The organism is Actinomadura macra NBRC 14102, from assembly GCF_001552215.1.
GTDB classification, from domain to species: Bacteria; Actinomycetota; Actinomycetes; order Streptosporangiales; family Streptosporangiaceae; genus Spirillospora; species Spirillospora macra.
In genome coordinates, this window is record NZ_BCQT01000010.1 from 385,814 (window position 1) to 400,177 (window position 14,364).

Consider the following 14,364-nt stretch of genomic DNA (forward strand, 5'->3'; position numbering starts at 1 on the left):
TGGGAAAGGCGTCAACGTGAAGATCCCCAAGGTCCTGGCCGCCGGCCTGCTCGTGCTGGCCGCGACGGCGTGCGGCTCGTCCGCGGCCGACGGCGGCTCCGGGACGCTGCGCGTCGGAGTGATCAACTCGGGCGTCGGCAACAAGCTGACCCGCACCCTCGGGTTCCTCGACGAGCGCGGCGAACTGCTGCCGGAGCTGAAGTCGGCCGGGATCACCAAGATCCAGGTCGCGACCTTCCAGAACGGCCCCGACCTGAACCAGGCCCTCGCCGGGGGGTCGCTCGACATCGGCCAGTACGGCGACACCCCGGCGCTCGTCGGGCGCGGGCAGGGCCTGCCGACCCGGCTGGTCTCCCTCAACTCGATCCGCCTGGACGCGGCGATCGTGGCGAAGAAGGACGCCGGGCCGGCGTCCCTCAAGGACCTGGAGGGCAAGCGGATCGGCGTGCAGACCGGCTCCTACATCCACCGTTACCTGCTCGGCGCGCTGCGGCAGGCCGGGGTGAAGCCGAAGCAGATCATCCACATGTACACGCCCGCGATCATCGCGGCGCTGGCGAACAACTCGATCGACGCGGGCGGCCTCGTGTCCGCCGACCAGGTGGCGCAGGAGCAGAAGGGGTACCGCTCGATCGACGTCGCGTCCCGTGACCACCCGGACCTGCTCGGCACATCCGTCACGGTCGTGACGGAGAAGTACCTGGCCGGGCACAAGGACATCGTCAAGGCCTGGCAGAAGGCCGAGACCAAGGGCGCCCAGGTCGCCAAGGCCAACTGGCCCGCCTACACCGCGTTCGTGGGCAGGACGGGCGGCTACGCCCCCCAGGTCTCGATCAAGACGACGCTCAAGGAGCAGCTTCCCGAGGAGCCCTTCGCCGCGGAGGGGGTGAAGCTGCTCGGCGGTACCAAGTCGTTCCTGGTCGAGCAGGATCTCGTGAAGAAGGACTTCCCGATCGACTCCTGGCTCGCGCCCGGCGCGAAGCCGTCCGGGGCGGCACCGTGATCGAGCTGGACACCGACGTCCTCGTCCTCGGCGGTGGCCCCGCCGGGGCGTGGGCGGCGCTCGCCGCCGGCGGCGCCGGAGCGCGGGTCGTCCTCGCCGACAAGGGGTACTGCGGTACGAGCGGGCCGACCGCGTCGGGCGGCAACAACCTCTGGTACGTCCCGCCGGACGCGCCCGCGCGGGAGCGGGCGATCGGCGAGCGGTTCGAGCAGAGCGCCCGGCTCGCCGACCACCACTGGATGGCGCGGGTCATCGACGAGACGTATCTGCGGGTCGCCGACCTCGCCTCGTTCGGCTACCCGTTCCCCGTCGACGGGGGCGTGGAGCGGCGCGGCAGCCTCCAGGGGCCCGAGTACATGAAGCGGATGCGGCGGCGCGTGCACCGGTCCGGGGCGGTGATCCTCGATCATCATCCGGCGCTGCGGCTGCTCGTGGACGACTCGGGCGCGGTGGCGGGCGCGTCCGGCATCGCCCGGCAGCGGGACGGGGAGCCCTGGACGGTCCGCGCGGGGGCGGTCGTCCTCGCGACCGGCGGTTGCGCGTTCCTGTCCGGCGCGTTCGGCACCAACGTCGACACCGGCGACGGGCATCTGATGGCCGCCGAGCTCGGTGCGGAGATGTCGGGCATGGAGTTCTCCAGCGCGTACGCGCTGTCTCCGGCGTACGGCTCGCACACCAAGGGCCTGATGATGCAGTTCGCGACGTACTACGCCGAGGACGGAACCCGGATCGAGGTGCCGCATCCGCTCGGCGCCAGGACACAGGTCGCGGAGCGGCTCGCGGCGGGCCGGAAGGTGTACGCCCGGCTGGACCAGGCGCCCGTGGACCTGCGCGAGGCGATGCGGGGCGCCCAGCCGAACTACTTCCTGCCGCTGGACAAGGCCGGGATCGACCCGTTCCGCGACCGGTACGAGGTGCGGATGGTGCTGGAGGGCACGGTCCGGGGCACGGGCGGTCTGCGGATCACCGGCGACGACTGCGCGACTACCGTCCCCGGCCTGTACGCCGCCGGGGACGTCGCCACGCGCGAACTGGTGTCCGGGGCCGTCAGCGGAGGCGGCGCCTACAACGGGGCTTGGGCCATCTCCTCGGGGACGTGGGCCGGGCGCGGCGCCGCCCTGTTCGGGGTGGGCAGGGCACGTCCGCGCCCGGTCCCGGTGGGGCGGGCGGGTCTCGAACCCGGGCCGCTCGACGCGGCGGAGGTCGTCCGGGCCGTGCAGGAGGAGACGTTGCCGCTGGACCGCAACCTCTTCCGGACGCGTGCCGGGCTCCGCGACTCCCTGACCTCGCTGGACGCGTTGTGGGAGCGGATCACGTCCCAGGGCCTGGCCGGTGAGGGGCGGGACCGCCTGCGGGCTCGCTCGGCGGCGGCCATGGCGGCGCACGCCCGCTGGTGCTATCGCGCGGCCCTCGCCCGCGAGGAGTCCCGGGGCCTGCACCGGCTGGAGGACCTGCCGACGCTGCGCCGGTTCGAGCACCGGTTGCTGGTCGGCGGGCTGGACGAGCCATGGACGGCGGCCGAACCACGGGAGGTGGCGGCATGATCGAGGTGGTGAGCGCGGATCGCTGTGTCACGTGCGATGTGTGCATCAAGGTGTGCCCGACGGACGTGTTCGACCGGGGGCCCGACGGCGTGCCGGTGATCGCCCGGCAGGGCGACTGCCAGTCGTGTTTCATGTGCGAGGCGCACTGCCCGACGGACGCCCTGTACGTCGCGCCGTTCAGCGGGCCGGCCCCGGCCGGTTCCCCGCACACCGACGAGGCGGCCCTGGGCGAGGCGCTCGGCGAGTACCGCCGGATCGTCGGCTGGGGACGGGGCCGGACCCCGGGCAGCCGCGCCGACCGCAACCACATCTTCGTGGAGCGGCTCCAGGCATCCCTGTAATCACCATCTGATAACCGTCGCATTGACCTGCGGCGGAATGAATCGCACAATCCTAACTATGTCTGTAGGGAATATGGAAAATTCACCAGAACCGGTGAAGTTCGCCTACTGGGTACCCAACGTCAGCGGCGGCCTCGTGGTGAGCAAGATCGAGCAGCGCACCGACTGGGGATATGACTACAACCGCGAGCTGGCCGTCCTCGCCGAGAACAACGGGTTCGAATACGCGCTCAGCCAGGTCCGCTACATCGCCTCCTACGGGGCCGCCTACCAGCACGAGTCCACCGGGTTCAGCCTGGCGCTGCTGCTCGCCACGCAGCGGCTGAAGGTGATCGCCGCGATCCATCCCGGGCTGTGGCATCCGGGGGTGCTCGCCAAGTTCGTCGCGACCGCCGACCAGCTGTCGGGGGGCCGTGCCGCGGTCAACGTCGTCAGCGGCTGGTTCAAGGACGAGTTCACCAAGCTCGGCGAGCCGTGGCTGGAGCACGACGAGCGGTACCGGCGCAGCGAGGAGTTCATCCGGGTGCTCCGCGAGATCTGGACGTCCGAGCACGCGGAGTTCAACGGCGACTTCTACCGGCTGCACGACTTCGACCTCAAGCCGAAGCCGCTGGCCGGGGCGGACCGCCCGCACCCGGAGATCTTCCAGGGCGGCAACTCCACCAGCGCCCGCCGCATGGCCGGCCGCGTCTCGGACTGGTACTTCAGCAACGGCCGGGACTTCGACGGCGTCACCGAGCAGATCCGCGACGTCCAGGCCGAGGCCGCGGTGCACGGGCGGCGCGTCCGGTTCGGCCTCAACGGCTTCCTCATCGCCCGCGACACCGAGGCCGAGGCGCGCGAGGTGCTGCGCGAGATCGTCGCCAAGGCCGACCGGGAGGCCGTGGAGGGCTTCGGGTCGGCAGTCAAGCAGGCCGGGAAGTCGGCCTCCGACGGCAAGGGCATGTGGCAGGACTCGGAGTTCGCCGACCTCGTCCAGTACAACGACGGCTTCCGCACCGGGCTGATCGGCACGCCCGAGCAGATCGCCGAGCGCATCGTCGCCTACAAGCGGCTCGGCGTCGACCTGTTCCTGCTCGGTTTCCTGCACTACCTGGAGGACGTGGAGTACTTCGGCAAGCGAGTGCTCCCGCTCGTGCGCGAACTGGAGGCGGACGCCGCCGAGCGCGGCGCCCCCGCGCGGGTGGGTTCCTGAGACACCGGAAACCTGAGCCACCGGAAAGGAGAGAACGATGTCCGTCGAGACACAGCAGACCACCACCGAACACGCCGCACACACGGAACACACCGCACACACCGAGGCGACCGGCGAGGAGCGGTTCGCCGCCGCCCTCCGGCGCGCCGACATCGCCGCCGCCGAACTGCGTGCCACCGCGGCCGAACGCGACCGCGCCAATGAGACCCCGCGCGAGGAGGTCGAGCTGCTGCGCCGGCACGACCTTCTCCAGGTGCAGGAACCCGTCGAGTACGGCGGGGACGGCCTTTCCTACGCGCAGACCGTGCAGATCACCCGCCGGATCGCCCGCGGCGACACCTCCATCGCGCACCTGATCGGGTACCACTTCGCGCAGACCCGCATCGCCCCGCTGTTCGGAACGCCGGGGCAGGCCACCGAGCTGTCGCGCCGCAACGGCGAGCGGAAGCTGTTCTGGGGCGGGGTACAGAACCCGCGCGGCGGCTCCGACCTCGTCCTGACCAAGGACGGCGACGGGTTCCGGCTGGACGGCCACCGCTCGTTCGCCTCCGGCGCGAGCCTCGGCGATCACCTGTCGGTCACCGCGACGCTGGAGGGCGAGCTCGTCTTCATCGCGCTGCCGGGCGGGCGCGAGGGCTTCCGGGCACTGGACGACTGGGACAACATCGGCCAGCGGCTCACCGACTCCGGCGGCGTCGAGTTCACCGGCACCCGCGTCGAACGGTCGGAGATCCTCGGGCCCGACCCGCTCGTCGGACGGACGATCACGCCGTACCAGACGCTCGTCACACCGCACTGGCAGCTGGCGTTCGTGAACTTCTACATCGGCACGGCGGAGGGCGCGCTTGAGGAGGCGCTCGACTGGACGCGCCTGCACGCCGCCCCCTGGGAGACCTCCGGGGTGGACAGCGCGACCGACGATCCGTACGTCCTGCAGACCGTCGGGGAGATCCGCAGCGACATCCGCGCCGCGGCCCTGCTCGCCGACCGCGCGGGGGACGCGCTCCAGGCGGCGCTGGACACCGGCCCGTCGCTCACCGAGGAGCAGCGCGCCGAGGCGGCCATCGCCGTCTACGAGGCCAAGTACCTGACGACCAAGGTCGCGCTGTCGACAGCGTCACGGCTATTCGAGATCCAGGGCGCGCGGGCCACCAGCAGCGCCTACGGCTTCGACCGGCACTGGCGCAACCTGCGGACCCACACCGTGCACGACCCCGTCGCCTACAAGGCGCGCGAGGTCGGCGACTGGACGCTGAACCGGCGCGCGCCCGAATTCTCGCTCTACCGCTGATCCGCCCCCGGCCGCGGCGGCCGCACGACCGAGGCCGCCGCGGGCCGGGCCACCCGAGGGGAGACCCATGACCACGCCGCCCACCCGCGCCGCGAGGTGACGCGATGGCCCACCGGATCCGCTTCGGCGCGGAGGCCACCGAGATCGCGCGCAAGCTCGCCGTCGGCATCGCCGAGCAGGCCGATGACCGCGACCGCGACCGGCGGCCGCCCGCCGCCGAGCTCGCCGAGCTGTCGGACTCCGGCCTCCTCGGCATCACCGTGCCCGCGCGGCACGGCGGCGCCGAGGTGAGCCTGGCGGTGCTGACCGAGGTGTTCCGCACGTTGGCCGCCGCCGACGCGAGCCTCGCGCAGATACCGCAGAGCCACTTCGTTTTCCTGGACGCGCTGCGGCGGCAGGGCACCCGCGAGCAGCAGGCGCAGTACTTCGCCCGCGCCCTGGACGGCGCGCGCTTCGCCAACGCCCAGACCGAGCGCGGCGGCCGCACCGTCACCGACGACGCGACAACCCTGCGCCGGTCTGGCCGGGGCCGTTACGTCCTCGACGGCGTGAAGTACTACAGCACCGGTGCCCTGTTCGCGGACGTGCTCGTCGTCCGCGCCGTGCTCCCCGACGAGCCGCCCTTGCCGGACGGGTCCCCGCCGAAGGCGCTCGCCTACATCGACCGCGACACCCGAGGCGTCGTCGTCGAAGACGACTGGGACGGCATGGGGCAGCGCACCACCGCCAGTGGAACGGTCCGGCTGGACCGGGTGCGCGTCCACCCGAACGAGATCATCCCGTACAACCCGCTGTTCGAGGGGCCGACGACCTATGGCGCGCGGGCGCAGGTGCTGCACGCCGCCCTGGACGCCGGCATCGCCCGGGGCGCGCTCGCCGCCGCCGTGACCGCGGCGGGCCGGGCGCGCCCGTGGTTCGAGAGCGACGCCGACACCGCCGCGGGCGATCCGCTGCTCGTCCAGCGGGCCGGTGAGCTGGAGCTCACCGTCCGCGGAGCGGAGGCGCTGCTGCGCGAGGCCGCCGAGACGATCGACGCGGCCGAGCGCGCCCCGTCCGCGGACGCCACCGCGCGCGCCTCGATCGCGACCGCGGCGGCGAAGGTCGCCACCGGACGCGCCGCGCTGGAGGCGTCGTCGGCGCTGTTCGAGCTGGGCGGCACGCGGTCGGCGGCCGGCGCCCTCAACCTGTCCCGCTACTGGCGCGACGCACGCACCCACACCCTGCACGACCCCGAACGCTGGAAGGTGCAGCACATCGGACGCTGGCTGCTGACGGGCACGCCCCCGCCGCGGCACGGGCAACTGTGAGGGCCGGCTATGAGCAGGCCGGCTCTGAGAGAGGAAACCCCACCGTGACCCTGTCGTTCCACTGGTTCCTGCCCACCTACGGAGACTCGCGCTTCATCGTGGGCGGCGGGCACGGCCGTCCCGCGGACGCCGCGTCCGGTGACCGCCGCGCCTCGATCGGCTACCTGTCCTCGATCGTGCGGGGGGCGGAGGAACTCGGCTTCACCGGCGCGCTCACCCCCACCGGCGCGTGGTGCGAGGACGCCTGGCTGACCACCGCCATGCTGGCCCGCGAGTCCGAGCGGCTGGCGTTCCTGGTGGCGTTCCGGCCCGGGCTGATCAGCCCGACGCTCGCCGCCCAGATGGCCGCCACGTTCTCCGCGCACGCGCCCGGACGGCTGCTGCTCAACGTCGTCACCGGCGGCGAGGCCCACGAGCAGCGCGCCTACGGGGACCACCTGTCGAAGGACGAGCGGTACGCCCGCTGCGCCGAGTTCCTGTCGGTCGTGCGGCGGCTGTGGGACGGCGAGACCGTCACCCACCGCGGCACGCACCTGGACATCGACGCCGCGCGCCTGCCGACCGTCCCCGACCCCGTCCCGCCGCTGTACTTCGGCGGATCGTCGGCCGCGGCGGGTCCGGTCGCCGCCGAGCACGCCGACGTGTACCTGACCTGGGGCGAGCCGCCGGACGCGGTGGCGGCCAAGATCGAGTGGATCCGCGGGCTGGCCGCGGCGCAGGGCCGCAAGCCGCGGTTCGGCGTCCGCCTGCACGTCATCTCCCGCGACACGGCCGAGGAGGCATGGCGGCTGGCGGAACGGTTCGTCGAGGCGCTCGGCGAGGACACCGTCGCCGCCGCCCAGGCCACCCTCGCGCGGAGCGAGTCCACCGGCCAGCGGCGAATGCGCGAGCTGCACGAGCGCAGCCGGGCGGAGGGCTCGTGGCGGGACCCGCGCGCGCTGGAGGTGGCACCGAACCTGTGGGCGGGCGTCGGCCTGGTGCGCGGCGGCGCGGGGACGGCGCTGGTCGGCAGCCACACCGAGGTGGCCGACCGCATCGCCGAGTACGCCGCGATCGGCATCGAGGAGTTCGTCCTGTCCGGCTACCCGCACCTGGAGGAGCTGTACTGGTTCGGCGAGGGCGTGCTGCCCCTGCTCGCGAAGCGCGGCCTGTTCGACGGGCTCACCGGCGCCGCCGCGTACCAATCGACCGCCTTCCTGCCGAAGGAGCCGTTGCGATGACGATCCTCGGCCTGGACCTGCGCCGCGTCTACGGCGCCTACCCGACCGGCGTCGCGGTGGTGGCGGGCCTGGTCGGCGGACGGCCCGCCGGCATCGCCGCCAGCTCGTTCGTCCCGGTGTCCCTGGACCCGCCGCTGGTGTCGGTGTGCGTCGCGCACACCTCGACGACCTGGCCGCTGCTGCGCGAGCGACCCCGCATCGGGATCAGCGTGCTCGCCGCCCACCAGGAGCACGTCGGCCGGCGGCTCGGGGCCCGGTCCGGTGACCGGTTCGCCGGCGTCGACTGGCGCTCCACCGCGGACGGCAGCGTGCTCGTCGAGGGCGCCTCCGCGTGGTTCGACTGCTCGATCGAACAGCAGGTCCGCTCAGGCGACCACGACATCGTCGTCTTCCGCGTCAAGGACCTGGACGCCGCCGACGGCGTCCCCCCGCTCGTCTTCCACGCCAGCACCTTCCGGCGCCTCACATGACCGGCGGCGCGGGCCGGCGAACGGTCCATTGACATTAAGCCTGTTTTTCCTACCATAAAAGTAAGGAGGCGCCCTCGTGCCCGCAGGCTTCCCGGTCGACGTCCGCGCGACCGACTGGGACGACCCGGTGGCGACCGCCCTGCGCGAGGCGATGGAGGCGGAGATGCGCGGCCGCTACCGCGACCGGCTGGCGGAGCTGGAGAGGCAGGCCGCCGAACCCGGACGGCGGGGAACGATCACCGTCGAACCGGACGACGTCGTCTACGTCGCCGTCGCGTACGCGGCCGGCGAGCCCGCGGGGCACGCCGCGCTCCGCCGCCCGCCCGGCCCGCCGACCGGCGACCTGGCCGGCGACCTGGCCGGCGACCTGGAGCTCAAGCGGATGTACGTCGCGTCCGACCAGCGCGGCACGGGCGTCTCCACCGCGCTGCTGTCGGCCGTGGAGGGCGCGGCACGCTCGCTCGGCGCGCCGCGGATCGTGCTGCAGACCGGCGACCGGCAGCCCGACGCGGTCCGGCTCTACGAGCGCGCGGGCTACACCCGCATCCCGATCTTCCCGCCGTACGAGCTGCTGCGCTTCTCGATCTGTATGGAGAAGGTCCTGTGAAGTTCCTGGCGATCACCCTCATCGTGTACGCGCCGGACCCCGCCACGGGCAGGCAGCCGACGGTCACCGACCGGCTCCGCACGGTCGTCGAGCACGCCGTCCTCGCCGAGGAGCTGGGATTCGACGGCTTCGGGGTGGGCGAACGGCACGAGCGCCCGTTCCTGTCGTCGTCGCCACCGGTGATCCTCAGCCACATCGCGGCCCGCACGTCCGCGATCCGGCTGTTCACGGCCGTCACCACGCTCAGCCTCCTCGACCCGGTCCGCGCGTTCGAGGACTACGCCACCCTGGACCACCTGTCCGGCGGCCGGCTGGAACTGATGATCGGCAAGGGCAACGGCACGGCGCAGGCCGAGCTGTTCCACGTCACCACCGACGACCAGTGGGACCGCAACCGGGAGGGCTACGAGCTGTTCAGACGGCTCTGGCGGGAGGACACCGTCACCTGGCAGGGCCGGTACCGCCCGTCGCTGACCGACGCCGAGGTGCTCCCGCGGCCGTTGCAGCGGCCGATCCGCGTCTGGCACGGCAGCGCGACGAGCGAGCAGTCGGTGGAGCTGGCCGCCTACTACGGCGATCCGCTGTTCTCCGCCAACGTCACCAACCCCGTCGAACCGTACGCCGAACTCGTCGCCCACTACCGCGAGCGCTGGGAACACCACGGCCACGACCCCGCCGACGCCCTCGTCGGCGCCGGGACCGCGGGCCTGTACGTCGCCAAGAACTCCCAGGACGCCGTGGAGGTCTACCGGCCCGTGTTCGAGGCGCGGCAGGACCTGTTCCGCCGCAACGGCGTCCCGACCGTCTTCCACTCCGTCGACGACGCGATCGAGCGCAGCTCCGCGCTCATCGGCAGCCCGCAGCAGGTCATCGACAAGGTCCACCGGTACCACGGGCGTCTCGGCCACGAGGTCATGCACGTCCAGGCCGACGCCGACGGGCTCCCGGAGGAGCTGCACCGCGCGTCCCTGGAGCTGTTCCAGAGCAATGTCGCCCCCGTCCTACGGCGAGAGATCCCGAGCCGTCCATTGCGATCCAAGGAGAGAACCACGTGAGCATCGTCGTCCTTGTCGGGAATCCCCGGCCGCAGTCCCGCACGCTCCAGGTGGCCCTGCGCGCCGCGGCCGCGGTCGGCGAGCGGACCGGGCACCCGGACGCGCCGGACCTGATCGACCTGTCCACGCTGGCGCCCGGCCTGTTGAACGCCGTCCCGCCGTCAGAGGTGCAGGACGCGCTGGACCGGGTCACGGGAGCGGACGTGCTGGTCGTCGCGAGCCCGACGTACAAAGCCACATACACCGGCCTGCTGAAAATCTTCCTCGACCGCCTGCCGGGCGGTGCGCTGGCGTCGACGGTGGCGCTGCCGCTGCTGGTGATGGGCGACCCGAAACATTCGCTGGCCGTGGAGCTCCATCTCCGGCCGCTGCTGGTGGAGCTGGGCGCGGCCGTGCCCACCCCCGGGCTGGCGTTCCTGGAGTCGCATTTCCCGGACGCCGAGGAGGTGCTCGGCGCGTGGGCCGGGCTCGTCGCGCCGCAAGTGACGGCCGCCCTCGCGGGCAGGGCCGTCGCGGGCCGGCGATGACCGGAACGCCTCCGGCGCCGGTCAAGCAGATCCATCTGGCCGCCCACTTCCCCGGGGTCAACAACACCACCGTCTGGTCCGACCCCCGGTCGGGCAGCCAGATCGACTTCGCGTCCTTCACCCACCTCGCGCGCACCGCCGAGCGCGGGAAGTTCGACTTCTTCTTCCTGGCCGAAGGGCTGCGGCTGCGGGAGATGAAGGGCCGCATCCACGACCTGGACGTCGCCGGACGGCCCGAGTCGCTGACCGTCCTGGCCGCGCTGTCGGCCGTCACCACGCGCCTCGGGCTCGCCGCGACCGTCAACTCCACCTTCAACGAGCCGTACGAGGTGGCGCGGCGGCTGGCCACCCTCGATCACCTCAGCGGCGGCCGGGCCGCCTGGAACGTCGTGACCAGCTACGATGCGTTCACCGGCGCGAACTTCCGGCGCGGCGGGTACCTGGCCGAGGCGGACCGCTACAGCCGCGCCGCCGAGTTCCTGCACACCGCCCGCGAGCTGTGGGACTCGTGGGCGGACGGCGACCTGGTGGCCGACCCGGCGGCGGGCGAGTTCGTCCGGGCCGGGGCGGGGACGTTCGCCCACCGCGGGCGGCAGTTCGACATCGCCGGGCGGTTCAACGTGCCGCGCGGGCCGCAGGGCCACCCGGTGATCATCCAGGCGGGCGACTCGGACGAGGGCCGTGAGTTCGCCGCCGCCGACGCCGACGTGATCTTCAGCCGGCACAGCAGGCTGGAGGACGGCCGCGCCTTCTACAAGGACGTCAAGAGCCGGCTCGCCAGGCACGGGCGGCGCCCGGACGAGCTGAAGATCCTGCCCGCCGTCACCTACGTCCTCGGCGACACCGAGCAGGACGCGGCCGAGCGCGCCGCCGAGATCCGCCGCGCCCAGGTCACGCCCCGCAACGCCCTGGTGTTCCTGGAGGGGTACTGGGGCCGCGACCTGTCCGGCTACGACCCGGACGGTCCGCTGCCCGACATCGAGCCCGATCTCGGCGAGGGCGTCTCGAAGGGCCGCGCCCAGTTCCGCGGCGACCGCGGCGAGGTCGTCCGGACGTGGCGGGCGCTGGCCGCCGAACGCGGCCTCAGCATCCGCGAACTGGTCATCGAGACCACCGGGCGGCAGACGTTCGTCGGTACCGCGCGCACGGTCGCCGACCAGATCGACGAGTTCGTGCGGACCGACGCCGCCGACGGGTTCGTCTTCGTCCCGCACCTGACCCCCGGCGGCCTCGACGACCTGGTCGACCACGTGGTGCCGCTGCTCCAGGAGAAGGGCGTGTTCCGCACCGACTACACGGGACCGACACTGCGCGACCACCTCGGCATCGGCGGCCCGCGGGCCCGCAAGGAGGCGTCATGACCGGCCTGCACCTCGCCGCCGCGCTGAACGACGCCGGCTGGCACCCGGCCGCCTGGCGCGACCCGGCCGCCCGCCCGGGCGACCTCTTCACCGCCGAGTACTGGACGGGCCTCGCCGCCGAGGCCGAGCGCGGCCTGCTCGACCTCCTCACCATCGAGGACTCGCTCGGCCTCCAGTCGGCCGTCCCCGCCACGACCGACGAGCGGACCGACCAGGTGCGGGGCCGGCTGGACGCGGTGCTGCTCGCCGCGCTGCTCGCGCCCGCGACCTCCCGGATCGGCCTGGTCCCGACCACCGACACCACGCACACCGAGCCGTTCCACGTCTCGATCGGGATCGCCTCGCTCGACCATGCCAGCCGGGGGCGTGGCGGCTGGCGGCCCCAGATCGCCGGCGCCGGGCTCACCGACGCACCGCATTTCGGGCGCCGTGTCTTCGCCGAGGCCGGCCCGGGGTGGTTCGCGACGCCTGAGGGCAGGGAGCTCGCCGCCGGGCTGCTCGCGGAGGCCGGCGAGTTCGTCGAGATCGTCCGGCGGCTGTGGGACAGCTGGGAGGACGACGCGGAGATCCGCGACGTCCCCACCGGCAGGTTCCTGGACCGGGCGAAGGTGCACTACATCGACTTCGAGGGCGACCATCTCGGCGTGCGCGGACCCTCGATCACGCCGCGCCCGCCGCAGGGCCAGCCGCCGGTCGCCGTGCTCGCCCACGACACCGGCCCCTACGAGTTCGCCGCCCGCGGCGCCGACATCGTCTACGTCACCCCGCAGTCGCGGCCGGACACCGTGGACATCGTCGCGCGGGTGCGGGCGGCCGAGCGCGCCGTCGGACGGTCCGGCGCACCGCTCAAGGTCCTGGCCGACCTGGTGGTGTTCCTCGACGAGACGCCCGGCGGTGCGGCGTCCCGCAAGGCCCGGCTGGACGACCTGGACGGCGCCGCGCTCGCGTCCGACGCCGAGATCTTCACCGGCACGCCCGGCGAGCTGGCCGACCTCCTGCTCGACCGGCGCGAGGCGGGCCTCGACGGGTTCCGGCTGCGGCCCGGCGTCCTGCCCGCCGACCTGGCCGGCATCACCCGGGGGCTGGTGCCCGTCCTCCAGGAGCGCGGCGCGTTCCGCACCGCCTACGAGGCGACGACGCTGCGCGGCCACTTCGGCCTGGCGCGTCCCGCCGACCGCTACTCCGTCCCGACCGGGAGGCGACCATGACGCCGCTGTCCGTCCTCGACCTCGCGCCCATCCCCGCGGGCGGCACCGCGCGCGGCGCCGTGCACAACACCCTCGACCTCGCGCGGCGCACCGAGGCCGCCGGCTACCACCGGTACTGGCTCGCCGAGCACCACCTCGCGCCCGGCGTGGCCAGTTCGGCGCCGCAGATCCTCATCGCGGCGGTCGCCGCCGCGACCTCCCGGATCCGGGTCGGGTCCGGCGCGGTGCAGACCGGGCACTGGACGCCGCTGTCGATCGTCGAGCAGTTCGGCACGATCGACGCCCTGTACCCGGGGCGGATCGATGTCGGTCTCGGCCGCTCCGGGCAGCGGCGCGCCGAGGCGGCGGCGCAGGTCAAGGAGGCGGCGCGGGCCGGCGCGCCGAGCCCTCCCCCGCGCGACCCCGCCGTCGTGGACGGCCTGCTCATCCCCCCGCCGTTCGACTTCGCGCAGCTGGCGCGGTCGCCGGCGTTCGCGGTGCACGCGGCCCTGTTGCAGCAACCCGGCGCCGAATCCCCCGGCTTCGCCGACGTGGTCGACCAGATCGTCGCGCTGCTGGAGGGCACCCTCCGCCACGAGGGCCGGGAGGCGCACGCCAACCCCGGCGAGGGCGCCGAGCTGGCGCTGTGGATCCTGGGCAGCAGCGGCGGCGAGAGCGCGCGGGTCGCGGGCGAGCGCGGCCTGCCGTTCGCGGCGAACTACCACGTCAGCCCGTCCAACGTGCTGGACGCCGTGAACGCCTACCGGGAGGCGTTCGTCGCGTCCAAGACGCTGGACGAGCCGTACGTCGTCGTCTCGGCCGACGTGGTCGTGGCGCCCACCGACGAGGAGGCGCGGCACCTTGCCACGCCCTACGGCCTGTGGGTGCGCAGCATCCGGTCGGGGCTCGGCGCGATACCGTTCCCCACGCCCGCGCAGGCCGCCGCGCACGAGTGGAGCCCCGAGGATCTCGACCTCGTCGCCGACAGGATCGAGACCCAGTTCGTCGGCGCACCCGCAACGGTCGCGGCCAAACTGGAGACCCTGCGCCGCGTCACCGGAGCGGACGAGCTGCTGGTGACCACCATCACCCACGACCACGCCCACCGGGTCCGCTCCTACGAGCTGCTCGCCGAGGAGTGGACCCGCTACCCCGCCGCCGCGCAGACCGCGTTGTCGACCAGCTGAAGGGAGGCCCTGTCCTGGGCCCCCTGCTGATCGTCGCCGAACCCGCAGGTGGAGACGGCGACGGTCGCG

Annotated in this window: 14 protein-coding genes; all 14 read left to right on the plus strand. The window is 73.3% G+C overall.

Annotated features, from left to right (window positions below):
* Nucleotides 1–16: 16 nt before the first annotated feature.
* Nucleotides 17–1,003: an ABC transporter substrate-binding protein gene (locus tag AMA02S_RS18530; RefSeq protein ID WP_169806847.1), complete on the plus strand. Its 987-nt coding sequence runs from the start codon at nucleotides 17–19 to the stop codon at nucleotides 1,001–1,003.
* Nucleotides 1,000–2,547 carry an FAD-dependent oxidoreductase gene (locus AMA02S_RS18535; protein WP_067460075.1) on the plus strand — a complete coding sequence of 516 codons (1,548 nt, stop codon included), beginning with the start codon at nucleotides 1,000–1,002 and terminating at the stop codon, nucleotides 2,545–2,547. Before AMA02S_RS18530 ends, AMA02S_RS18535 begins: the two co-directional genes overlap by 4 nt.
* Nucleotides 2,544–2,888 carry a 4Fe-4S dicluster domain-containing protein gene (locus tag AMA02S_RS18540; protein WP_067460847.1) on the plus strand — a complete coding sequence of 115 codons (345 nt, stop codon included), beginning with the start codon at nucleotides 2,544–2,546 and terminating at the stop codon, nucleotides 2,886–2,888. Before AMA02S_RS18535 ends, AMA02S_RS18540 begins: the two co-directional genes overlap by 4 nt.
* A gap of 58 nt (nucleotides 2,889–2,946) precedes the next feature.
* On the plus strand, nucleotides 2,947–4,083 hold the full coding sequence (gene sfnG / locus AMA02S_RS18545; RefSeq protein WP_067460078.1) for a dimethylsulfone monooxygenase SfnG: 1,137 nt from the start codon (nucleotides 2,947–2,949) through the stop codon (nucleotides 4,081–4,083).
* 37 nt (nucleotides 4,084–4,120) lie between these two features.
* Nucleotides 4,121–5,374, plus strand: a complete 1,254-nt coding sequence (locus tag AMA02S_RS18550; RefSeq protein ID WP_067460082.1) for an acyl-CoA dehydrogenase family protein — start codon at nucleotides 4,121–4,123, stop codon at nucleotides 5,372–5,374.
* Nucleotides 5,375–5,478: 104 nt separating this feature from the next.
* Nucleotides 5,479–6,681, plus strand: coding sequence for an SfnB family sulfur acquisition oxidoreductase (locus AMA02S_RS18555; protein WP_067460085.1), 1,203 nt, complete (start codon nucleotides 5,479–5,481; stop codon nucleotides 6,679–6,681).
* A 44-nt stretch (nucleotides 6,682–6,725) separates the two neighbouring features.
* Nucleotides 6,726–7,901 carry an LLM class flavin-dependent oxidoreductase gene (locus AMA02S_RS18560; RefSeq protein ID WP_067460088.1) on the plus strand — a complete coding sequence of 392 codons (1,176 nt, stop codon included), beginning with the start codon at nucleotides 6,726–6,728 and terminating at the stop codon, nucleotides 7,899–7,901.
* A complete protein-coding gene (locus tag AMA02S_RS18565) occupies nucleotides 7,898–8,371 on the plus strand; it encodes a flavin reductase family protein (RefSeq protein ID WP_067460091.1) in 474 nt (157 codons plus the stop codon). The genes AMA02S_RS18560 and AMA02S_RS18565 overlap by 4 nt, the downstream gene beginning before the upstream one ends.
* Nucleotides 8,372–8,447: 76 nt before the next feature.
* Nucleotides 8,448–8,978 carry a GNAT family N-acetyltransferase gene (locus tag AMA02S_RS18570; RefSeq protein WP_067460094.1) on the plus strand — a complete coding sequence of 177 codons (531 nt, stop codon included), beginning with the start codon at nucleotides 8,448–8,450 and terminating at the stop codon, nucleotides 8,976–8,978.
* Entirely contained in the window at nucleotides 8,975–10,033 is a 1,059-nt protein-coding gene (locus AMA02S_RS18575) for an LLM class flavin-dependent oxidoreductase (RefSeq protein WP_067460097.1), read from the plus strand. Before AMA02S_RS18570 ends, AMA02S_RS18575 begins: the two co-directional genes overlap by 4 nt.
* Nucleotides 10,030–10,560 carry an NADPH-dependent FMN reductase gene (locus AMA02S_RS18580; RefSeq protein WP_067460100.1) on the plus strand — a complete coding sequence of 177 codons (531 nt, stop codon included), beginning with the start codon at nucleotides 10,030–10,032 and terminating at the stop codon, nucleotides 10,558–10,560. The genes AMA02S_RS18575 and AMA02S_RS18580 overlap by 4 nt, the downstream gene beginning before the upstream one ends.
* A complete protein-coding gene (locus AMA02S_RS18585; RefSeq protein WP_067460103.1) occupies nucleotides 10,557–11,921 on the plus strand; it encodes an NtaA/DmoA family FMN-dependent monooxygenase in 1,365 nt (454 codons plus the stop codon). The genes AMA02S_RS18580 and AMA02S_RS18585 overlap by 4 nt, the downstream gene beginning before the upstream one ends.
* Nucleotides 11,918–13,129, plus strand: a complete 1,212-nt coding sequence (locus tag AMA02S_RS18590; protein ID WP_067460106.1) for an LLM class flavin-dependent oxidoreductase — start codon at nucleotides 11,918–11,920, stop codon at nucleotides 13,127–13,129. The genes AMA02S_RS18585 and AMA02S_RS18590 overlap by 4 nt, the downstream gene beginning before the upstream one ends.
* Nucleotides 13,126–14,295, plus strand: a complete 1,170-nt coding sequence (locus tag AMA02S_RS18595) for an LLM class flavin-dependent oxidoreductase (protein WP_067460109.1) — start codon at nucleotides 13,126–13,128, stop codon at nucleotides 14,293–14,295. The genes AMA02S_RS18590 and AMA02S_RS18595 overlap by 4 nt, the downstream gene beginning before the upstream one ends.
* The last annotated feature ends 69 nt before the right edge of the window (nucleotides 14,296–14,364 follow it).